This is a genomic window from Gracilibacillus saliphilus (genome assembly GCF_010994085.1).
Classification (GTDB): Bacteria; Bacillota; Bacilli; order Bacillales; family Amphibacillaceae; genus Gracilibacillus; species Gracilibacillus lacisalsi.
The window spans coordinates 165,534-189,690 of record NZ_WJEB01000001.1 but is presented as its reverse complement, the minus strand read 5'-3'; the positions used below and the strand labels follow the sequence as shown (position 1 = coordinate 189,690).

Here is a 24,157-nt window from a genome sequence, read left to right as displayed (position 1 = left end):
ATTTTCTGGACACTTTTTACAATAATCTGGACAGTATTTCACGTTTTCTGGACACTTTGCGCTATTATCTGGACACTTTATGACATAATCTGGACACTAGTAAAAAAGAAAGACTGTCTCAATCGTCAGCAAGCTGATTTTTGAGACAGTCTATTTTTTATTCTAGTGAAAAAACTTGTGAAATAGGCTGCATTGAAGTATTATCGATTCCTTCGCCGTGCCAGATCATTACCTTTACCATATGGTCTGTGACATCATCAGGCAAATCTAGGCTGAGTGCTGTTGATGCCTCTTCACCTGCTTTAATCATGATTGGTTCTTCTTTCCATTCCACCATTTGCTTATCTTGATTATAAAGCGTGATCATCGCAGTTACCGTTTCATCTGATTCCGATTGGTTTGCAATCACCAATTTGCTTGTTAGTGTTTCATTCGCTACAAGCTGATCGTGACTGAACTGTTGACTTACTTTAAAGTTTGTTGCTTCTTTCACTTCTACGGTTGCGCTAACCTCCACGGTTGGACCGTTGACTAAACCGTCTCCATTCGGAACACCGAAATCTGGTGTACCATCTTCCTTCCAATTCAATACTTTTACTCGAGCATGACGGTTAGGATCATATAATGGGTCGCCTTCAATTTCTTTATAAGAACGGGCATGATAGACTAATATATCCGTTTCTCCATCTTCAGCAACGGTAAAAGTACTGTGTCCCGGACCGTATTGACCGGTAGCATCATTACTTTCCATTACAGGGTCTGGTGATTTCGTCCAAGAGGATGGGTCCATGATATCACTGTCTTCATCTGCTGTTAAAAGACCAATTTTATAATTATCATCTGTTGCACTTGCGGAATAAGAAACGAATATTTTTCCGTTACGCTTAATCACGTCAGGTCCTTCATTTACCCAAAAGCCGATTCGCTCCCATTCATAATCCGGTGTTGACAACAGCATCGGCTCTCCTTTTATCGTATAACCGTTTTCCATTTCTGCCATATATAAATTAGAGATATTGTTAACTTTTTGAGCCCAAATATAATAATTCCTACCATTATGCTCAAAAATCGTTGCATCTAGCGAAAAGTCTGTAAATGAGAAAGTATCATCTGGAGACTTTTGAATCATACCTTTCTCTTCCCATTCACCTTCCAGCGGATCTGAACTCGTATTTTCCAACGCATATGGACGAATCCGCCAAACATTATCAGAAGCACCTGCTGCATAATGAATATACCACTTGTTGTCAACATAATGAATCTCCGGTGCCCAGATATGAGCCGCTTGATCTCCTGTTTCATGAGCTTCCCATATGACCTTCTCTTCGGCTTCTCTTAAACCTTCGATAGTTTTAGCCTTCCTCATAATAATCCGATTGTATTCCGGTACAGAAGCGGTAAAGTAATAATAACCATCTGTATGCTTATAAATGTTAGGATCTGCTCGTTGTTCGATTAATGGATTTGTATAATGATATGTTGCCGCTTTTCCTTTTACGGTGAAGGTCCCAGTTTCTCTATAGTGATTCGGGTCTATATCATTCCAATCTACCGCAATTTCATCTGACATGCCATTGGTATAATGGGCAGTAACAGTAGTTGGCAATTCAGGCTCTACTCCTACTTCTGTCTCGACATGTACTTCATCAACATAGTCCAACTCAGTTACATGAATTACCACTTTTGCTGGAATGTCTGTACCATAAACTTCACCATTCACAGTATACGGAGATGAAGCTTCTGATAATTCGTCACTTTTAATATTCTCCCAATCTACTATTCGCGTGCCAGTACTACCATCAAAATAGGTCACTTCTACCTTCTCCGGTAATGTTGGCGGATGATGTGGAGGGGTAATCACACTGATCTCATCTACCGTTTCGATATTATCTGCTAAGACAGTTGCTTCAAATGTTTTTGTTTGACTACTTTCTCCTCTTGCAAAAGTTGCAGTTAACGTGACGACTGTGTCTTGTTGATCTTGTCCAGGTCTTGACACTTCACCTGAAGCGTTAATAATCTCTGAATGGCTCGATTCCCATGTGATCTCTACACCATTTCCAGTTGAACTTGATAATTCAATATCAGTAATTACTTCTGATAAATCTCCTAATTCAAACGTGGCAGCAGCTCTTTCAACAGCTTCTTGATCTGTTAATGATTCATTGATCACTTGTTGCAGATCATTTTCGCTTAAACCATCATTATAAATACGGAAATCTGCAACTTGACCGTCTAAACCTTTCCCTTCTACTTGTTCATGTTCCATTGCATGAAAACCAATAAACCGATTTGCATTTACTTCAATATCACTGGCATCCATTCCAATGTCTACTGTACCTTGAGAAACTCCATTAATATAATGTGTCATTTGCTTGTCGTTGATAACGGTAGCAACATGTGCCCATTCACTTTCTGCAATTGGCTCGGTTGGTATTTGATAAAAGGATTGATCTGGACGAAATAATTCCAGCATGCCTTCATCCGTATCTGCTTGTTTTAAAGCAAAGTTTATCGCATTACCTTGATCCCAGTTTCCTAAGGCATACAAAGATGCCCAATCTTTCGCTGTATCTACTTTGACCCAGCTGCTAATTGTCATATTGGCAGTACCTTCAAAAAGATCTGTCGGCATTTGGACATAATCACGATCTCCACCTAAGTCAACTGCACCACCTTTATCTGAATCGATTAAGGCTGCATCATTTACAAGTGTTGCATGTTGTTCATTGCCTGAAATATCGAATACATGATCGCTTTGTGTCTCATCAAAGCTATACCATGTTATGAAATCAGCCGCTACATCTGATGTCACATACACCGTAGCCATTGCAGTTTCTCCTGTATTTTCAATTGTGCCCTCGACTGTAAAATGAACGCCTGCCCTTTCTAATTGTTCTGCCGGTATTTCTCCCCATTCAACAGATACTTGTTCTTCTTCATTATCGGCGTATGTTACCTGAATTTGTTCAGGTAAATCCGGTTGTGAACCTTCATTTGTGTAAAGAATAACAGGTTCTATTTCTTTTATTGTTCGGTCTTCCACCACCGTAATATTCGCAATTGCTTTCATAGTTGTTCCTGCAACAGTGCCTTCCGCTGTTACTTCACCTGGAGTCTGAAAGTCGTCTGGGTTTATTTCATCCCATGTAACCGTCACGCTCTCTGTCATTCCATTAGGGTAGTGGACAGTTACTTGATCAGGTAATACCGGAAGAGAACCTGTACTTATATTAATATTTACAGCCTCAATCTCCGATATATCGAAATTAAATTCAGCTAATGTACGTAATTCAGTTAATGACAAAGCCCGATCGTACATACGAAAATCAGAAATTAGCCCTTGCAGTCCTTTACCTTCACCTTGTTCATGAGGCATAGCGTGATAACCAATAAAACGATTTTCTGCTACATGAATGTCTCCGGCATCCAAATCAATTTCAACTGACCCTTGATGTATGCCATTAATATAATGATGTAGTTCCTGATCTTGAATCATGGTTGCAACATGAACCCATTCCCCTTCAGCAACAGGTTCTGTCTCAACAGCTGGAAATGGCCATGGTCCAAACAATTCGAGTGCTCCGTTTTCAGAATCAGCTGTTTTGGCGGCATAATTAATCGCATAATCATTATTCTCTTCATCAAAGTTACCTAAGGAGTATACTGTTGCCCAATCTTTATGACTGTCAATCTTCACCCAAGTACTTATCGTCATATCCTCTAATCCATCCAAAAGGTTGGTTGGTAATAATCCATAGTCCTGATCACCATCTAATGATAAGGCACCACCTTTCTCATCTTCAACAAGAGTGGCATCATTGATTAACTCACCATCATGGCCGTTCCCACTCTTATCTTCTATGACATTTCCTGATTCGTTTTCAAAATCATAATGTAATAACAGTCCTTCATCCAACTGCATTTCTTCCGCTATTACATGGGATAAATCTGTCATTGGAAAGGGGCTGATAACTAAAGTAATGATCATCAGTGAAATAGTGATTCTTTTCAAGACTTGTTTCATCTCGCTTCCTCCTTTCTTTTTCTGACAACAAATGTGGCAGTAAGTCCTATTATGATAAGGAGCCCACCAATCAACATCAAATTAAATAGATTGGTTGCTGTATCCGGTAAGTCTTGATTCCCTTGCTTTTCGCTATCACTTTTTTGTCCTTGATCAGATTCCTGATCACTAGATGAAGAAGATTCGTTATGATCATTGTCTTTTTTATTTTTATCTTTGTCTTTTTCTTTGTCTTTATCTTTATCTTTTTGCTTGTCTTTCTCCTCTTTATCTCGACCTTTATCTGCTGAATCTTGTTTTTTTATCGTAAAGGTAGTTTCATAGGGATCATTTTCATTAGCACCTAGAAATACGTGATAATCTCCAGTTAGCTTACTTTGTAACCTAAAGTTAAAGCTAAATTCCCCGGAATCATTGGACGAAACTTGATCCAGGTAATCCACTTCACCATTTGGATTTTCTACTTTTAATGTTACGTTTTTGCCTGCTGTCTCTCCAAGTGTTCCAGTTATCTGAACGTTTTTTGTTTTAGAACTGGCAGAGACAATGATATCCTCTAGCGAAGCAGGAGTAGTGTCGATCGACTTAACTTCGACATCTATTGTCGTCTGGTGGTTGCCATCTAACGTCGATAATGTAATAGTTGTCATACCTTCTTGTTTTCCTTTAATCGTTAGCTTCGTTTCAGCTGTTTGATTTTGATAATCGGTTGTTACGTCAATAATATCTTCATCTTCCACAAATATTTCTAGTTCTTTTCTTAATGCTTCTTCTGGCAAAACGGTTGCAGAAACAATTGCAGTAGAGTTCTCTAACATAACTAGTCCATCCTTGGAAACGCTTACTTCTTTTACATCTGCATTGCTTAACCGAAATGTGGCATTTCCCTCATGCTCTAAACTATTTTCCGCTAAAAGTTGTAACGTGTTATCACTTGCCTTGGAAAGATACAAAGAATCATGAAATGTTTCATAGGAACTCCAAGATTCATCTGCTAATCCTGGAACTTCCTTGAAAGTTGCTCGTTCTTCAAAGCTAGCTGTACCATCATGTTTTGCTAAGTTTAGAGTAGAACCATCCCTGACCAGATAGAAACCTGGATTATTTTCAGATTGAAAAGAAAGGAAACCTTCATCATCACTGGCTAATCCATCCACGATGTGCCATTTAAATTCATACGTATCCCCTTCGAGTGGATCGACTCTTAAACTATTATTTAAATGACGAACATAGCGTGATTCATTATATGACTCTATCGCATAACTGTCATGTGTAATACCAGAAGCAGTAGGGATTACTTTTCTTATTTTCCCATCAGGTGTAAAGTGTAATTTATCAATCGCAACTGACCTTCTATAATCCCCACCTGTTGGTAATGCTGCATTATGATAGATCATGTAGGTTTCCCCTTCATATTCTAATACAGCAGGATGACTAGTCCCTGTAAACGGTAATTCATCCATCAATTTACCACCGTACTCCCATGGACCTTCTGGACTATCACTTGTCGCATATGCCAATTCTTCAGGAAAATTCATTGCAAAAAGTAGATAGTATATACCGTTTTGTTTATGAATCCATGGTGCTTCTGTAAAAGTCCCGGGCATATTTTCAATGTCAAAACGGTGGATATCACCTTCCAATTCAATCATATTATCTTTTAATTTAGCATAATATACGTGGGTATTTCCCCAATATAGATAGGCTTGTCCGTCATCATCAATAAATACAGTTGGATCAATATCATCCCAAGACCACGCCCCCATATTATCAGGGTTTTCGGTATCAGTACTCTTTACTAATGGGGCACCAATTGCATCTTCCCAACCTGTAACCGGATGATCTGATACCGCAACCCCAATTGCCATTCCGGGAGCTGCACTATCGCCATTCTCAACAGTTGTGTACCAATAGAATTTGCCATCTTTCTCAATCGCTTGTGAAGCCCAAGCAGTATCATTTATTGCCCACTCAAAGATATCACGAGGCACCCTCCCCTCTAATTCCCAATCTTTTAAATTCTCAGAAGAATAAATACTCCACTCTCTAAGAACATAGTAGTCGTCATCAATTTCAGCTTGATCATGTCCTGTATACAAATATACTTTACCATCATGTGTAATGGCTGCCGGATCCGCAGAGAATTCATCTTTAATGATAGGATTATCTGCTTGTACATATGTAGCTGTGACCAAGCTGATAAACGTCAGCATTAAGCATAAACCTATGATTTTATTAAACATAGCTCTTCTCCCCTTCCTCTTGTATTTTGATAGTTAAATTTACTTTATTAAAAAGAAAAAGGTAGAACATGTAAGAATTTCTATGTGCATGTTCTACCTGATGTTAGTGTTGAGTTTTTTCAAGAACTTTAAATCGTGAACTTTCTATTACATTACATTTCTTTTCCGCATGAAATACAATCCTAAACCAATGGCTAGTAATATAGCACCGAGTAGCAACCAATTAAACAGCATGGTTGCCGTATTTGGTAAGTCTTTGTTATTTTGGTCAGTTTGTTGATTTGACTCCTGTTGTTGTTGCGTACCATCTGCGCTCTTTCCACTTTGATTATCATCTGTATTTGATGTTTTCTCATCATTATTAGATGGCGGTTGAGCACTTTGATCATTATCATTATCATTATCATCATCCGGGGTTTCGTTTTGCTGACCTATAGTCTGTAGTACCCCGTAGACCGAGAAATGAGAAACATCGGCTGTTACAGTTCTCGCTTCAACATCAATGTCGCTTACTTGTTTTTCCCACTTATGTTGGGAAGCGTTGTAAAAGTAAATGGCTATCTCTTCTTCTTGATACGTCTCTTCTATTCCTAATGTTAATCCAAATGGACGCTTAGGTTCCGCTGCCCCTTCTGGATAGACAATCTCAAAGTCATAGACATCCCCTGCTATTTGCAAGTTTTGTTCACTCGTCAGTGCTTCCTCATCGACTCCTTTTATCGTCAATAAAGTTCCTTCAGGTAAATCCTCCGGCATCTTTATTCGTACCTTTGTTCCTTGGAGATAATAAGTTTCCCCAGCATTTATTTCTTTTTGCTGCTCTATTTCTAACTGATTAGACGTTTCCTCTGGATCTTGTTCAGTTACTACCACTTTTGCAACATCTACATAAAGTCCATCAGTTGTAGAAACCGTTATATATGCTTCCCCGATACTAACAGCCGTTACTTTGCCATCTGAATTAACTTCGGCTACTTCTTCATTAGTCGAAGTCCATAATAAGTCAACTGGTTGATCAGGTGTGACATTTACTTCAAGCTGTTTTGTTTCATTAACTTGTAAATGAATATCATTTTCTTCAAACGAAATTGATGTTACTTCGTCCTCTTTCTTTTTCTCCTCTTGTGGTACTTGTTGCGATAATGCTTGATATTCATCCGCTGTAATCGGTAAAACCGTACCATGGCGTGGACGATCAGGCAAATCGTATTCTTCTGGAATCGTCCATTCGCCTGAATTAAGATCGGAAGTTTCAAAAGGTACATAGCCTCTTCCACCAAATTCATCGATAAAAAGGTACCATTTCTCCTCTGTGTTTGATTTAAAGATAGCAGGACCTTCTCCCCTACTAATTTGCTCTTTCCCTACCCCTTCTTTAATCATTTCAAAATTTGGATCTAATACCGAATCACCTACCTCTTGGAAAATGAATTTACCATTTGGCGCATCTTCTGGATGATAGCCTCGCTCATCTTTGGTAAAACGATAGATTTTACCATCATGCTCTATCATTGTCGTATCAATGATCGAATAGCCATAGTCCATGTACACTTCAGGTTCTGTAAATGTGTAGAAGTCACGGGTTTTGCTATACATCATCCGTTGATAGCTGTCACCATTATTTCGATTATTCTCATCTTCATATAATTTCGATGCCCAAAAAACGATATACTCACCAGTCGTATCGTCATAGAAGATTTCAGGTGCCCATGTATTCCCTGCTTCTTTTGGCGCTACTTCTACCATTCGTTGCTCAGACCAATTAACAAGATCATTGGATTCCCAAACCATAATCGAACGGCTGCCTTCCGTTTGTGCTCGATTCCAATCTCCATTACCATAAATCTTCAGGTCTGTCGCAATCATATAAAACTTATCGCCTTCAGGTGAGCGAATAATAAATGGATCTCGTAATCCTTCTTCTCCTAACTCTGAAGTAAATACAGGCTCTCCATCATTTAATTGTTGCCACTTTAACGGATTATTTCCTTCACTTAAAGCAAAATAAATTTGCTCACCGTTCTCATACCCCTCCCCAGTAAAATGTGGGAATACATATCCTTCATAATCCTGTTCTTCTGGTAATTCTTTCACCTTAGCTTTAAATGCTTTCCGCAATCTTTCGCCATCTAACTCTAATGTGGCAGTTAAAATAACTTCCGAGTCGCCTTCACCATGCTCTGGCCTCGTTACTTCTCCAGTTGTTGTAATCATTTCTGGATCAGTAGATTCCCATGTGACCTCGATATTCTTTCCTAGTTCAGTAGGCAATGTCAGATTTCCTCTTACATCATGAATGTTGTGTACTATTAATGATTGAATAGCTTCTTTTAGCCTTATAACCGCTGCGTCCTCTTCTAACACGGTAAATGTGAACTCTTTGGATGTTGATACTTCACCGTCAGTTATAGTAGCTGTCAGTGTAACAGTCTGATTACCTGTTCCGTTAGCTGGTCTAACCACCTGGCCATCCTCTGAAATAATATCTGGATGAGACGATTCCCAGTTTATCGCTGTGTTATTACTTCCTTTGGCAGGGAGATCTAAATCTGTCATTATTTCATTAGCTGATTGATTGTTTCCCAGCAAGTCATCGATAATTAATTGTGCCTTCGCATCATCTACCAATATCGATTCAATTGCTGCTATTTTTTCATTAGCTTCATTTTTGAGTTCATCTATATCAGAAGTTGTTAATACACCATCATAGACTTTAAAATCCGCCAGAACTCCTTTAAAATATGGATCTGCATTATAGAAAGAACGACCAATATACCCGCTTAAACCTTCCATATTGGCAATGTCAGCTAATGTATAGCCGCCCGCTTCACTGCTTGTTGCTAATTCTCCATCGATGTATAGTTCCAATCTATTAGCATCACCATCAAAAACAGTAGTTACCAGCTTCCACTCATTTTCTTTCAGTCCATCTGTTTTGGTCGATATTTCATTTTGCCAGCCATTCGTTGCAATGCCGAAACGCGCTGAACCATCTGCATTATAGTTTGGTGTAAAATAGAGGTAGCGCTGATCATTTTGTCCAAATGTATAGAGCCATTCTGCTGAATTTTCGCCATTCCAATTCACCAACGTAGAAACCGTAATACTTTCTTTATCATCTAACACACCTTCCGGAATCTCAATATAGGACTCCTCACCTGTTAACTCAATGACACCGACCTGATCGGTAGTAATCACATTGTCTTCATCAATATTGACAAGTGTTCCATCAAAGTTACCAGATTGGTCTTGAAGTATATTGTTATCAATATTTTTCATATCGTATTCCAAAAGTAAAGATGGATCTGACTGCGGTCCTTCAGGCTCTTCAGGTGTTTCAATGGTCAACTCATCGGCTAACGCTTCTATTTCGTTAGCAGACAGTGCACGATTAAATAATTTAAATTCATCAAACCCACCTGCAAAATAAGCTTGATTGTTACGAGTTGATTTTCCTAGGTAATTCATCGTTGTTTCCATCAGCATCCGCGGTTCTACATTAAAAGTATCAGTAGAGGATACTTCTTCCCCGTTAACGAATAGTTTGGCATTAAATCCATCAATCGTGACTGCAACATGCTGCCATTGGTTTAATTGAAGTCGACTTGAATCTAAGCGATACTTATAATCAGATGGCAAGTCTGCGGATGCATTCGCAAATTTCTCTGTAAAAGGAGTCACCATTGCAAACTCTAATTCTCCAGATCCGCCCTATGTACTTAAATACATACTATTACGGTTTGCTTCTCTACCTGTATCAGATCCAAAATCAAAAATACGTTGGTCTGCTTGATTCTGATCTACCATTATCCAAGTTGATAGTGTCATTTTCTCCAAATTTTCTTGTTGAATTAAATTCTCTGGCATTTCTACAAAACCTGATTCTCCATCTAATTGAACAAACCCTTGAGAACCACCAGCTACTTGTTCAGTCTCTATTGATCCATTACCTTGAAGTATTGCATCATAGCCATTTCCACTTTGGTCAGTAATAACCCCATCCTCTTCCTCATCAAAGGAATAATGGACCACAGGATCATCACTTGGCTCTGGACCATCCGGAAGATAATGATTGGTTAAAGTTTGATACTCATCACTTGTAATCGGTATAACCGTTCCATGGCGAGGACCAGGTGGCAGAGCATATTCCGTTGGATCAAGTACATTGTCTACAAGTTGAGATCCATCTTCCAGATCAGTTGTCCAACGCACATGATATGGCCAAGAATCTAAGAAAAGATACCATTTTTCTTCATCAATTGCTTTGAAAATAGTTTGTCCTTCATTATTCCCACCATGTCCTATTAAGCCTTGATTGCCATCTTTTGTTCCAGGTATTTCTTCAAATTGATAGCCATTTTCTTCTATTCCATCTAAATCATCAAAAATATCTTGTGCTTTTTCATAGTAGACTTTGTAATTCACTTCAGATTTTGTAAAACGGTAAAGTGTTTCATCGTGTTCAATAAACGTCGTATCGATAGTTGGAAAGCCGTCATCAATATATACCTTTGGTTCGGAGAATGTTTGGAAGTCTCTTGTTGTCGCATAATACATCACATTATATTGTCCATTCGGACGCCCATTTGGGAAGTCACCATATGTCTCTTCATTCGGTATAGATGACGCCCAAAATACTACATATTCACCGGTCGGTTCATGATAGAAAGCTTCTGGTGCCCATGTGTTACCACCATTTTTTGGAGCAACTTCTACCATCCGTTGTTCACTCCAATTGATCAGATCATCAGATTCCCAAACCATAATCGAATGACTTCCCGTAATTTGTGCTTGATCAAAATTAGTGCTCTCGCCCATTTTTAAATCGGTCGCAATCATGTAAAATTTATCGCCCTCTGGAGCCCGAATTACAAATGGATCACGTAACCCTTCCTCCCCCATATTCGATTGGATTACTGACTGACCATTATTTAAAGCTCGCCAGTGTAATGGATCTTCTGCGACAGCAAACGATATTTCTTCTCCGCCTTCATATTCTCCTGTAAAATAACTAAAGAAATAAGCATCATATTCTTTATCGCCTGGGTCTTTTTTGACTTGAACCTGAAAGTCTTGTGTGGTAGTTGCATTATTATATTGGACATTAGCCGTTAAGGTCACATCGGTATCTTCATCTGGACGATCTACCCAGCCCAACTGATGTGGTTGATCTGCTATATCATCTGAACCTTTAATAATTGCAGGATGTGAGGATGTCCAACTAATATCTGACCCATGCTCACCAGCTATTGGTAAATAGAGGTTACCTTTGACATTGTCAGGATTATAGATAGAAATGCCAGTAGCATCAAGGTCTACTCTTTCCTGATCTGAAAATTCCTTTAATACGGTTACCTCAAATGTTGTTGATGCAGTTATCTCATTGATAGATAAGTTAGCAGTCAGTTCAACAACCGTATCTCCTTCCTCTACCCCCGGACGTTGAACAGTACCATCATTAGCAACCACATCGGGATGACTCGAATCCCATGAAATGTTGACACCGTTTTGACCACTTGTCGGTAAGTCTAGATCACGAGTTACCTGATCAACAGTATCTTCCTGATGTAAGTAAGATTCGATTGATAATTGTTCTTTTTGATCCTCTAACAAAAGTTGATTTAAAGGGTTGATTTTCGTTTGGATTTCAGATGATAGGTTGGCAACTTCTTTAGCTGATAAAGCAGCACCATGAATACGGAAGTCAGCAATCATCCCCTTAAAGTAATCATCATTTTGGAAAATAGATCTACCGATAAACCCTGAAAAAGAGCTTTTAGAATCAATGATATTAGCTAGTTGTAAACCGTTAGTAGCATCCTGTGCTACCTCTTCCCCATTTACGTACAACGACATCGTTTCATCTTCACTGTTAAAAACAGAGGTTACGACATTCCATTGATTTGCCGTCATTGCTTCACTAGCGGTAACCAGTACTTCATTTTGCCAGCCTGCCTCTGATATCCCTGTAGCAGCACTATTATTACTACCGTGTAGTGGAGTTGTGAATAGATAACTGTTTCCATTTTCTACGTCATCATCGACTCTTCCAAATCCATAAATCCAACGGTTCGTACCATCATTTGTCCAGTTCACTAATGCGGTGATACTAACGTTCTCTAAATCCGATAGCACATCTTTTCCATCCTCAGTCTTTGGAAGTTCAATATAAGCGTTAGTATCATTTGCAGAACCACCATCTAACCCCACGAAACCAACCTCATCATTTGCTATCAGGCGGCCTTTATCCTTATTTTGATAAATACCATCAAAATCTTCGTCTGCCAAATTTTTAAAAACTGTTTTACCTTCGACCTCTTCAGTCTCTTTCATATCATAATAAACGATAGTATTACTTTCTTGATTGGATTCATTGTCTTCTGCCATTACTGTGATGGGAATACTTCCTGCTACTACCTGAAACAATAATAATGAAATTACAAAAAGAGAAAGGTTTCGATTATTTTTCATCTGGATTCAAACTCCCTTATCACATTTTTCAACCATTACCTTGCTTTTTCTCACTTCTCCATACAATGACACGTTGTAATACGATAAATAACAACAACAATACTCCAATTGCAATTTTCGTCCACCAAGAGCTAAGTGTTCCCTCAAATACGATGATCGTTTGAATAATTCCTAGAATTAGCACGCCAACGACACTGCCAGCTACATATCCAGCACCTCCCGTTAACAATGTGCCACCAATAACAACAGCTGCAATGGTGTCTAATTCCATACCATTTGCATGCAAGCCGTAACCTGAAAGCATATAGAAGGTAAAGATCAGACCTGCTAAAGAAGCACAGAATCCACTTAATGTATAAATTAATATTTTCGTCCTAGCAACTGGTAAGCCCATCAACATTGCCGATTGTTCACTACCTCCAATTGCGTATACAGTCCTGCCAAAATTGGTGAAATGAGCAAGAAATATGGCTATCACTACAACAATTAAAGCGATTACCACACTAATCGAAATAAAATTATCTCCCGGTAAAGGAATTTGTGAGTTCGCCATATAGTTAAAAAAGGGATGATCAATCGAAATTGTTTCGACGCTAATAACATAACTAAGTCCGCGTGCTAAAAACATTCCCGCTAAGGTTACAATGAATGGTTGCAAATTATAAAAATGAATTAAAGCACCTTGCATAACACCTAAAACGGTACCTACTAACAAACTTATAGGTATCACAATCCATGGTGACAATTGTGCTTCCATAGTTAAACTTGCTGCAACCATACTTGTCAGAGCTATCACTGATCCAACAGACAGGTCAATCCCACCAGATAAAATAACGAATGTCATACCGACCGCTATTACAATAAGAAATGCATTATCAATAAATAGATTGAGAAAAACCTGCGTAGATAAAAATCCTGTATAACGTAAAGAACCAAAACTAAACATGAGAACAAACAGGGTAATCGTTGCTACTAATGGAAGCTGTTTATAATCTAGTGATAATCGATTAATCATGATAATGACACACCCTCTCTTTCTTTCTGTTCTCCTGTTCGTTTTGCCTTACCAAAACCAAATACTTTTCGGCGGAATTCTGGAGATTGTAATAAACAAACTATCAATACTACTATTGCTTTTACTACTAAATTTGTTTCTGCCGGAACACCAATGGAATAAATCGTAGTGGTTAAACTTTGAATGATTAATGCTCCAATAACCGTTCCCATCAGATAGAAACGCCCGCCCATTAATGAAGTACCGCCAATTACAACAGCTAAAATAGCATCCAGTTCAAACCATAATCCCGCATTGTTTCCATCAGCACTCATCACGTTAGATGATAAAATCAAGCCACCCACTCCCGCGCAAAATCCGGAAAACAGGTAAACCATTAACATAATATTTTTTGAATTTATCCCGGCTAATCGACTCGCATCAGGATTGGAGCCAACTGATTCTATAAATAGTCCGAGTGCTGTTTTTCGCGTTAACAAAACAGCAACAAGAAACACAAATGCTACAATAAAAACGGAAAATGGCAAGGCTAATAAATAACCACCACCAATAAAGGAATACGGATCATAATATACCGTTGTAATTTGCCCCCCTGTTATCAGTTGGGCGACCCCTCTTCCGGCAACCATTAAGATTAATGTTGCTACAATTGGCTGTACTCCAACCCTTGATATTAGCAGGCCATTCCAGCCTCCTACTAACGTACAAATCAATAATGACAATCCAATTGCCATAAATAAAGGGCTTAAACCTGTACCATCTGTACTAGCAACTGTCATCGCAGCAATTGCCCCGGACATCGCAATTACAGAACCAACACTTAAATCAATTCCTTTTGTTGCAATCACTAATGTCATCCCTATCGAAATCAACATTAATGGTGCACCACGATTTAAAATATCAATAAGACTTCCTGTTAAATGGCCATTTCGTATTTCTATCGAAAAAAAGCTACGATCAAAAAATAAATTGATCAGCAAAATAAGCAATAATACTAAAATTGGCCAAAAAAGTTTTGATTTCATCATAGATTTAAACATGTTACATTCCCCCGGCCATTTCTTTCATTAAATCTTGCTGTGTTAATGCTGTATCGTTAGCAAACTCATTTACTTTCTTTCTATCTCGAAGTACTGCTATTCGGTTACACGTTCTCAATATCTCATCTATTTCAGACGAAATGAATAAAATCGACTTGTCTTCTTCGCTTAGTTTTGTCATTAATTTCATAATCTCTGTTTTGGCACCAATGTCTATACCACGAGTTGGCTCATCCAGAATTAGCAAGTCAGGATTAGTTACCAACCATCTCGCAAGCATTACTTTTTGCTGATTCCCACCACTAAGGTTTTTAATTAACTGCTCTGGATTAGCTGGGTTAATATTTAGTAATTGAATATATTCATTCGCAATTTCCATTTGTTTTGCTTTTGATAAATAACGGAACCAACCATAAACACTTTGAATAGCTAAAATCATATTTTCCCGTACCGTTAACTCTGGAATGATCCCTTCAGACTTTCGATTTTCTGAACAAAAGCCAATTTTATTTACAATAGCACTTCTTGGTGAAGAAAAGTGGACTTCCTTCCCGTTCACTTTGATTTTTCCTTTATCGGCTTTATCTGCTCCAAATAAAACACGGGCCATTTCTGTTCGTCCGGAACCTAATAAACCTGCAAGTCCTACGATTTCTCCTTTATGCATTTCCAAATCAAATGGATCAATTTTTCCCTTTCGCCCAACCTCATCAGCCTTCAGAAAAGATTCTTTCATCTCTGATTGATTGTCAGTACTTTTGGAAGCAATAGATTCCATTTCCTCTAATTCTTTACCAATCATCTTGGAAACAAGCTCCATACGATCGATTTCATTGGTTTGATATTCACCAATCCATTCACCGTTTCGTAAGACTGTTAAGCGATCGGTAATCTCATAGATTTGATCTAAAAAATGACTAACAAATACAATTGCCAGACCTTCTTTTTTTAATTGTCTTATTACTGCAAACAACTGCTGCACTTCATCTCGATCTAAACTAGATGTTGGCTCATCTAAGATAAGTATTTTGGCCGATACATTAAGAGCACGCGCGATCGCAACCATTTGTTGAATCGCTACGGAATAAGAGGATAATAGTCTCGTAACATCTATTTTAAGCTGTAATTTCTCTAATAATTTCTCTGCACGTTGATGCATTTCTTTCCAAGCTAATCTCCCGTATTTTTTTATTTCCCGACCGATAAATATATTCTCTGTTACCGATAAATTGGAACAAAGATTAACTTCTTGATATACAGTGCTTATCCCCTGTTCCTGTGCCTCTAATGGACTATTAATATGAACAGGATTTCCTTCCAGTGTTACAGATCCTTGATCAATTGAATAAACACCTGTTAACACTTTTATTAATGTTGATTTTCCTGCGCCATTTTCACCCATTAAGGCGTGTACTTCACCTGGATAAAGTGAAAGTTGTACATTCGAAAGAGCTTTAACTCCTGGAAACTCTTTCACAATGTTTTCCATCATTAATCTCGGTTGCTCAGACAAGTAGTATACCTCCCTTATAGTTTTTTAAAGGTCACTTCTTTATTCAAAGTAGATACATATTGCGAAGTAATGAAAATACTGTTTGTTCGAAACTAAATGCACAGTTACCTATGAAGTAGTTTTGACATATATCGTGATCATAACCGCCACTCCGGCTGCCCACTTCCCTTTCCGTGGGGTTTGCCCTTCAGCTAACTTTTTCGAGCCAAAACCGCTCGAAAAAGAGGATCTTTAGGTCAAACAATTTCCACAGGAGTGGAAGTGGGCGGCCTTCGTTAAGATATGCTCCCCAACACTTATCAGAAATCAGCCAGTTGATTTCTCCACCATATATAGCATAGGGTTCGAGTATGCTACAGGGGCATGCACAGCCGATTAGCACTGTAACAAAACAAAAGAGTTTAGTTCCATGAGTCATTTCTTTCTATAATCAGAGAACAAAAATAGCGCAGGCAGAAGCGGAGATTCCTGTGGGACAGCGAAAGCTGAAGCCGAGCCCACGGAAAGCGGAGCATTCTGCCGGAGCGGTTTATCTGCACTCTTCAAGGAAAGAATGGAAGAAAGCAAATCCACGTCTTCGTTACTTCGCAGTTTATAGAAAATTCATGTTAATCTTACCTAGATACCTAGAAAGATAGGGTGAAACTTATCACGGTGTTAGCTTCTGATAACCCTCACTTAGCTTCCTTGTATGACTCAAAGCTTGAAGTGAGGACCTCACAGAGGTTTAGCACCGTGATAAATCCGAATTACTCCCTTATTAAGGGAATATTCATTCGGATGTATGTTTGACTTTTTCACACTCTACTTCATTGCTTTATCTCTATTTCTTAATATTCACGTGTTGGCAATAGTTCTTCTGCTTGATCCATCGTGTACATGCTTTCTTCTACCGCGATACGTTTCTCTAATTCTTCCCCAGCGAAATGTTGTTCTATTAAATCTACTAATTGCGGGCCAAACAATGGATTACATTCGATTGTGACGTTCATTTTGCCGTCAGCCATGGCTTCGAAAGCACCTTTTACAGCATCTACCCCAATAATCGTAATGTCTTCTGCCGGTTTTAAACCATATTCTTCAATTGCTTGAATCGCACCAATTGCCATATCATCGTTATGTGCATATAGTACATCAATGTTGTCACCATCAGATTTTAAGAACGCTTCCATCACTTCTTTTCCTTTTGCTCTTGTAAAGTCACCCGTTTGTGATTTGATAATTTCAAATTTATCTTCTTGACCAATAATTTCTTCAAAACCTTCTTTACGGTCAATAGCTGGCGCTGAACCTACAGTACCTTGCAGTTCAACGATATTGATAGGTCCCTCTTCATCTGTCATTTCTTCCACTAACCAATTCCCTGCTTTACGTCCTTCTTCTACGAAATCAGAACCAAGGAATGTCGCCCATAAAGAATCATCGTCTACATCTACGGCACGGTCTACAAGAAACACTGGTATGTCTGCATCTTTTGCTTCCTGTAATACTGTTTCAAACCCTGTTTCTACTACTGGTGAGAAAACAATTGCGTCTACCTTCTGGGTAATAAAAGAACGAATTGCTTTAATCTGGTTTTCTTGTTTTTGCTGAGCATCAGAGAATTTCAACTCGTGACCAGCATCTTTAATTGCATCTTGGATCGATTTCGTGTTAGCGGTACGCCATTCACTCTCAGCACCTACTTGTGAAAAACCGATCACTAACTTTTCAGCTGCTTGATCATTACTATCTTGCTCTTCTGTATCATTGCCATCTTCTGTTTGTTCCGTGTCATCACTCGCAGCCTCATCATCACTACCACTTTCATCTGCAGAACCACATGCTGCTAACAATAGTAAAAGTGCGAATAGTAACACTAATAACCCCTTAGCTTCTAATAATCTCTTCATGTTCGTATAACCTCCCTTTTTTCTTAACCAAAAAATGTTGGTATAGGCCCATTTTAAAACGCTTCCATGTATTTAGTAATAGAATTTTTTTTGAAAAAGATTAAATATTTATGAAAAATCCTTTTTAAAGTTCAATTTTTTTAACTAAAATTGTATTATTTTTTAAAATACGTAAAATAGACTATAGAAACTTGTTCTAATAAGTTAAAATATAGGAAAGACTTTTTTAAAACAATGAGCGTATCTATTACATATAAACCATCAATAAGGAGCATATTAAAAATGAATGCGTTTTCAAAATTTCGCAAATTATCGATTCGCTCAAAATTCCTGATTCTCTTTTTTTTACTTTTCGTATGGTTTGGCCTGATACAACTTATTCAGCTCTTCTTTTTTATTAGTTATATTAAGCAATACAACGAAATGACGGAAACGATCCATTTAACGAATTCAATTCATGGTCAGTTAAGAGATCAGTTAGAGGAAGAAATACGGGATATCGTTTACGGAAAAGTATATTTCGAAGATGGGAGCCAATATCAAATTTTATCCCAAATGGAGGAACACCTAAACACTGTAGCAAGTAAGGAAATGGCACAACCTTTTACAAATGAAATAGCAGAGGTAAGGACAGTTCTGGAAACAACAACCGAATATGTCGACCAACTAGGTGATCAAATTAAATTAAATGCACCTGCTGAAGACAAATATATAACACAAGAGTATATTGGCATTGCTTCAGGATTAATTAATGACCATGTCCAAACATTACTGCAAAAGACTTTACAAGAAAGTGAAATACAAAAGGAAGCGATTAAAGAAAAAATCAATCGCGATATCGTTATAAGTGTTACATTCTACATACTATTAGTAGTGGTTACATTTTTGATGATTTGGATTGTTTCTAAACGCATGTTAAAACCGATCTATTCTTTACAACATCTTGCCAAAGAAATTGCGAAAGGAAATTTAAATGTGAAGCTTAACCCGGTAACAGCGACAAATGAAATAGATGACCTTTATGATGGTTTTCGTTTAATGACGAATTATTTAAAACATATTATTAGTCAGGTACATCATACAAGTGAAGAAATCATCCACACTTCACGGCAAATTCATCAAAGTACAGAAGAAAATCTTGCAGCTGGCGAACAAATGACATCTACTAGTCAATTCATTACCCGTGACCTACAGCTACAACACACACAATTGCAACAACTGCAACGAGCAAATGAAAAATTATTACAAAAACAAATAAGTTTTCAAAAGCAACTAAATAATCTTCCAGAGGAACAACATTTCATCTATGAACACACTTCAATCACTATCACCATGATCAGACAGCTACAAAAAAATATCGAGGAATTTAAAAACCAAATTACGGAGTGTTTTGCCAATATGGAAGTGATCGGAGCTCTAGGAGAGGAACAATTAACCACTATCGAAGAAATCGCCGAAAACTCTGATAAGCAGCTTGCCTATTTAGATCAACTACAGCAGCAATTAAGACACTTTACCATTTAACTGCAGCCTAAGGGATGATATCTTATGCAAAAGAATTGGTTCAATTGGTTAGACAAAAGCTTACGCCTAAAAATGCTCGTTATGTTTGTTCTATTGACAGTCTTTCCGTTAGTTTTAATCGGATTAATATCTTATATAAAATCATCTAATATTGTTTCAGAACGAGCTTACAGTTTGGCGCAAATTAAAACAAGTCAAATCACACGTGAAATTGATGTTCTGTTTCAAGACATTCATCGATTTAATGAGATTGGAAAACAGCAAAGTACTGTTCAATTCTTACTCCATCAAGAAGAAACCTATGATGAAGCAAAAGAAATACTAAGCTTGTTTGATTTTTATCAAAAAAGCTATTTATCTGGTGAAGATATCTTCGACATTGAAATCATGAATTTAGAAGGCAAAACTATCAGTCATAACAAAGGGGTCTATCAACGCACCGATATCGATACTGAGGAATGGTTAACCGAAGATCCTACACAAGCTCAGATGGAAATTATCTATCGAAATGGTTTCCCCATATTAGAAGTAACGAATGCTATTGTCTGGGATATAACCGATTCTGTGATCGGTTTGTTAAGAATAACAATTGATGCATCTGTAATCACCTCTGTTTTGGATGATGTTACGTTAACAGAGAGCAGTTTCTTTTTTATCACATCAACTAATCGTGATATCTTCTTCCAACAAAAACAACGTAATGCTGCAGACAATGATTATATCGATCTGGATAGAATTTCAGAGAAAGAACAGGGCTATTACACTGATGGTGGCACATTTTATGTCTATGAAACGTCGAAAATGACTGATTGGAAAGTCATCGGACAAGCGCCACTTCATGAAATTATGAAAGATAGTAATGAAATTCGCAGCTTAATCTTTTTAACCGTTATTTGCAGTATTATTTTTATTATCGGACTTTATATGTTTATTTCTAACAAGTTAATATTACCGATCCGCATTTTAAAGACCAAAATGACACAAGCTGCCGAAGGAAATCTTCATGCAAAAGTACATCCGGTTGGAGAAGATGAAATAGCAACTTTAGGCCATAGTTTCAACCAAATGATTGCCAAAATAAAATTGCTTCTCGATCTAAGTATCGAAGAACAAAAGAAATTGAAAGCAGCAGAGTTTCGTACCATGCAAGCCCAAATTAATCCACATTTTCTATATAACACGCTCGATACGATCGTCTGGTTAGCGGAAGCAAAAGAACATGAATCTGTTATCGAACTAACCAAAGCGTTATCCCAATATAGTAGAATCTCTCTTAATAAAGGCAAAGACTGGATCACAATTGCAGATGAAATGTCTCATATAGATAGTTATTTATATATTCAACAAACTAGATATGAAGACATTTTAGATGTATCAGTTGATGTAGATCAGAATATATATCACTATCATATTTTAAAGCTCTTATTACAGCCTGTAGTGGAAAATGCCATTTATCATGGTATTAAAAATAAACGCGGCAAAGGGTTTTTACGGATAAACGGAACATTAGAAGGAGACGATAAGATTCGTTTTGAGGTGATTGATAATGGCATTGGAATGGATGAAGATCGATTAGAAAAGTTAAGAAATCACCTAATTTCCGGCGAAATAGTCCCCGATTCAAAAAATGGATTTGGACTTATTAACGTACAACAACGAATACAGCTGTATTACGGAAAAGAGTTTGGCTTAAAGATAAATAGTTGGAAAGGATCTGGAACAAAGGTAACGATCACTATTCCAAAAAGGGGTGTGTAAATTGAATAAAGTATTCTTAGTTGATGATGAAGCAGTGATTAGACGGGGAATTGCACAAAAGATTGATTGGGAAAGCGAGGGTTTTATTTATTGTGGTGATGCGTCTGATGGAGAAATGGCATTACCATTAATTGAAAAACATCAGCCTGACATTGTGATTACCGATATAAAAATGCCCTTCATGGATGGATTAACGTTAGCCAGAGTAGTAAAGGAAAAAATGCCACATGTTAAAATCATTATTTTGAGCGGACACGATGAATTCGAGTATGCTAGGCAAGCGATACAAATACAAGTAGAAGAGTATTGTTTGAAACCGGTAAGCAGTCAAGATTTAATTTCTATCTTACGAAAAGTAAAAACGGCGATGAAAACGACAAGGAAGGTAATTTATAGCATCGACACAAAGGAAACATTATATGAGCAACTTTGTAAAGGCTCCCTATCAACAGAGGAGAACATCCATCAAGCGAAAAATCTTCAAGTAGATTTAATGGCGAGTTATTACACTGTTCTTGTAATCGAACGAAAGGATGAAACGATTAAACAAAAATTAGCACGATACCAACCCTTACTTTTTGAGAAAGATACGAAATCGGTGATAATTTTAAAACATGATTTGGAGCACTTACTGTTAAAGCAAATCAAAGAAATCAAAGAAATGTTAACAACATATTATCAACCGCTTCTATTTGGGTTAGGATCGATCGAAACGAGGACGGAACATATTACACTATCTTATGAAAACGCATTAGAAGCTTATAGTTACAACCGGGCGATACAATCTTATACCTTTCTGCAAGACCATCAGGACATCCATCGGGAATTAATGCAGTCCTTTGATAGAAGAAAACTCATTCATTTTCTAAAGTTTGGACAATTAAATCAATTAGATTCATTTGTTCAATCATATGCTCGTTTTATTTATCAAAAACAAGAACTTTCCAATGTATTTCTCTATTATTTTTTGCTAGATTTTACGATTACACTTCGACATCATCTGGACGAATCTGATCAGTATGACAGCCGTTGTAAAGAAAGGATTGAACCATTAGAAAATTCTATCCACCAAGCTCGGACCAAAGAAGAGATGATTGATTTGATGAAGAAAATGCTACAACCATTGTTAGTCCATCATGATCATCATTCCGGCAAATATGGAAAGGTGATACAACAAGTGAAACAAGTAGTTACTTCACGATATCATGATTCCAGCTTGTCCCTTCAGGAAATTGCCAAGGAAGTAAATATTAGTGCTTCTTACCTTAGTAATATTTTTAGTAAAGAGATGGAACAGACGATTACGGAATATTTAACAAAAACAAGAATGGAGCAAGCAAAAATATTATTACAAACAACCGATCACAAAACATACGAGATTGCTTATAAAGTAGGCTTCAATGATTCTCATTATTTCTGTCATACATTCAAAAAAACGACAGGTATGACAACAAAGGAATATAAAAATCATGTAGCTAAAACTATTTCAGCCACAAGCTTTAACTAAAAAGAGGGATATCTATGTGGAAATGGATTTTTACCATAATCGGACTTTGCCTTTGCATTAGTATGTTTATTTTATTTTCTGAAACCAATCAACCAGTACTGGAAGAAGATAGTACACAGAATAATGAGCGACTAGCTTCGGATTATACTTTTGCTATTATTTATCCCGTTGCACATCCTTTTTTTGAAAAAGTAACCAAAACTGCTCGTAAACAAGCAACCGAGCTAGGAATTAATATTATTATCGATGCACCCAAGATTGCTTCTGCAGAAGATCAGGCAAAAATTCTGGAAAAGTATATAGAACAACAGGTAGACGGAATTGCCATCGGAGCTACAGATCCGGAAACGATAACTCCCATCATCAATCAAGCAATTGATCAAGGAATTCCTGTTGTTTGCTTTGATACGGATGCTCCGAACAGTAATCGATACGCCTATATTGGCACTGATAATTATTTGGCTGGCTTACATATTGGTGAAACGGTAGCAGAGCATTTAGATTATAGTGGAGAATTAATTGTAAGTAGCGGATTACCAACAATGGAAAACTTACAACTTCGAATAAAAGGGCTAAAGGCTGTCGTCGCACGATATCCTGATTTGACGATAGAAGAAATGGTCTTTAGCAACGGAACAGCACCTGATACTTTATCCAATATCGAAGAATTAGTAGATAATCACCCTAATTTTGATGGTTTTGTTGGTATTGATTCACTGGCTGGACCTGCTGCCATTACGGTATGGAAAGCTCATGGCCTTGATAAAACGGCTGTTACTTTTGATGATTTACCGATTATTATGGAAGGATTGAAGAATGGACAAATAACAAGCACGATCTCCCAAAATCAAACGGAATGGGGAAAACTGCTCGTCAAAAGACTTGTTGAATTGAAAAACGGGAAAAATGTTAAAGAAAAAGAATTTACGGAAACAATTGAACTGGATAGAATGGCAGAATGATCGAATATTTCCTAGACTATTGCAATAGTAAGAAAAATCGAGCAAAATTCGCTCAGTCCTTATCATAAATGCTCAAGATTTACGCTTCCTCTAGTGCCCATTATGGCATTAGATCAACTGCTTGACCACCACTCCGGCTGCGCACTTCCCTTTTCGTGGGGGTTGTCCTTCATCTAACTTTTTCGAGCAAAACCCGCTCGAAAAA

Annotated in this window: 12 protein-coding genes; 4 read left to right on the top strand and 8 right to left on the bottom strand. The window is 37.6% G+C overall.

Annotated elements, in window-relative coordinates; all coding sequences use genetic code 11:
* Positions 1 to 157: 157 nt before the first annotated feature.
* The 8 genes from GHT08_RS22465 to GHT08_RS00675 form a co-directional block, all read right to left on the bottom strand.
* A complete protein-coding gene (locus GHT08_RS22465) occupies positions 158 to 4,027 on the bottom strand; it encodes a family 43 glycosylhydrolase (RefSeq protein ID WP_163578973.1) in 3,870 nt (1,289 codons plus the stop codon).
* The gene (locus GHT08_RS00705) at positions 4,024 to 6,270 is read right to left on the bottom strand and encodes a family 43 glycosylhydrolase (RefSeq protein ID WP_163578972.1); all 2,247 of its coding nucleotides are present in this window, start codon (positions 6,268 to 6,270) and stop codon (positions 4,024 to 4,026) included. The genes GHT08_RS22465 and GHT08_RS00705 overlap by 4 nt, the downstream gene beginning before the upstream one ends.
* A gap of 147 nt (positions 6,271 to 6,417) precedes the next feature.
* Positions 6,418 to 9,951 carry an immunoglobulin-like domain-containing protein gene (locus tag GHT08_RS00700; RefSeq protein ID WP_163578971.1) on the bottom strand — a complete coding sequence of 1,178 codons (3,534 nt, stop codon included), beginning with the start codon at positions 9,949 to 9,951 and terminating at the stop codon, positions 6,418 to 6,420.
* Between the two features lie 30 nt (positions 9,952 to 9,981).
* Complete coding sequence (locus GHT08_RS00695) at positions 9,982 to 12,741, bottom strand: immunoglobulin-like domain-containing protein (protein ID WP_163578970.1); 2,760 nt, start codon at positions 12,739 to 12,741, stop codon at positions 9,982 to 9,984.
* A gap of 28 nt (positions 12,742 to 12,769) precedes the next feature.
* A complete protein-coding gene (yjfF, locus tag GHT08_RS00690; RefSeq protein ID WP_238343475.1) occupies positions 12,770 to 13,756 on the bottom strand; it encodes a galactofuranose ABC transporter, permease protein YjfF in 987 nt (328 codons plus the stop codon).
* Complete coding sequence (locus tag GHT08_RS00685) at positions 13,753 to 14,796, bottom strand: ABC transporter permease (protein ID WP_238343474.1); 1,044 nt, start codon at positions 14,794 to 14,796, stop codon at positions 13,753 to 13,755. The genes yjfF and GHT08_RS00685 overlap by 4 nt, the downstream gene beginning before the upstream one ends.
* A 1-nt stretch (position 14,797) precedes the next feature.
* Positions 14,798 to 16,309, bottom strand: coding sequence for a sugar ABC transporter ATP-binding protein (locus GHT08_RS00680; RefSeq protein ID WP_337746853.1), 1,512 nt, complete (start codon positions 16,307 to 16,309; stop codon positions 14,798 to 14,800).
* Between the two features lie 830 nt (positions 16,310 to 17,139).
* Positions 17,140 to 18,201 carry an ABC transporter substrate-binding protein gene (locus tag GHT08_RS00675; protein ID WP_163578969.1) on the bottom strand — a complete coding sequence of 354 codons (1,062 nt, stop codon included), beginning with the start codon at positions 18,199 to 18,201 and terminating at the stop codon, positions 17,140 to 17,142.
* A gap of 282 nt (positions 18,202 to 18,483) precedes the next feature.
* Here GHT08_RS00675 and GHT08_RS00670 point away from each other — a divergent pair, with 282 nt between their 5' ends.
* From GHT08_RS00670 to GHT08_RS00655, 4 genes are read left to right on the top strand one after another with little or no spacing between them, the layout of a single operon-like run.
* Positions 18,484 to 19,725 (top strand): HAMP domain-containing protein, encoded by a 1,242-nt coding sequence (locus tag GHT08_RS00670; protein WP_163578968.1) that lies wholly within the window; start codon positions 18,484 to 18,486, stop codon positions 19,723 to 19,725.
* Between the two features lie 24 nt (positions 19,726 to 19,749).
* Entirely contained in the window at positions 19,750 to 21,483 is a 1,734-nt protein-coding gene (locus GHT08_RS00665; protein WP_163578967.1) for a cache domain-containing sensor histidine kinase, read from the top strand.
* Between the two features lies 1 nt (position 21,484).
* Positions 21,485 to 22,990: a response regulator gene (locus GHT08_RS00660; RefSeq protein WP_163578966.1), complete on the top strand. Its 1,506-nt coding sequence runs from the start codon at positions 21,485 to 21,487 to the stop codon at positions 22,988 to 22,990.
* A 14-nt stretch (positions 22,991 to 23,004) separates the two neighbouring features.
* Positions 23,005 to 23,952, top strand: a complete 948-nt coding sequence (locus tag GHT08_RS00655) for a substrate-binding domain-containing protein (RefSeq protein WP_163578965.1) — start codon at positions 23,005 to 23,007, stop codon at positions 23,950 to 23,952.
* Positions 23,953 to 24,157 lie beyond the last annotated feature (205 nt).

Bases quoted from the DNA above. Each gene is read 5' to 3' on its own strand.
- GHT08_RS22465 (WP_163578973.1), bottom strand. From the start codon at position 4,027: ATGAAACAAGTCTTGAAAAGAATCACTATTTCACTGATGATCATTACT.
- GHT08_RS00705 (WP_163578972.1), bottom strand. From the start codon at position 6,270: ATGTTTAATAAAATCATAGGTTTATGCTTAATGCTGACGTTTATCAGC.
- GHT08_RS00695 (WP_163578970.1), bottom strand. From the start codon at position 12,741: ATGAAAAATAATCGAAACCTTTCTCTTTTTGTAATTTCATTATTATTG.
- yjfF (WP_238343475.1), bottom strand. From the start codon at position 13,756: ATGATTAATCGATTATCACTAGATTATAAACAGCTTCCATTAGTAGCA.
- GHT08_RS00685 (WP_238343474.1), bottom strand. From the start codon at position 14,796: ATGTTTAAATCTATGATGAAATCAAAACTTTTTTGGCCAATTTTAGTA.
- GHT08_RS00675 (WP_163578969.1), bottom strand. From the start codon at position 18,201: ATGAAGAGATTATTAGAAGCTAAGGGGTTATTAGTGTTACTATTCGCA.
- GHT08_RS00670 (WP_163578968.1), top strand. From the start codon at position 18,484: ATGAATGCGTTTTCAAAATTTCGCAAATTATCGATTCGCTCAAAATTC.
- GHT08_RS00665 (WP_163578967.1), top strand. From the start codon at position 19,750: ATGCAAAAGAATTGGTTCAATTGGTTAGACAAAAGCTTACGCCTAAAA.
- GHT08_RS00655 (WP_163578965.1), top strand. From the start codon at position 23,005: ATGTGGAAATGGATTTTTACCATAATCGGACTTTGCCTTTGCATTAGT.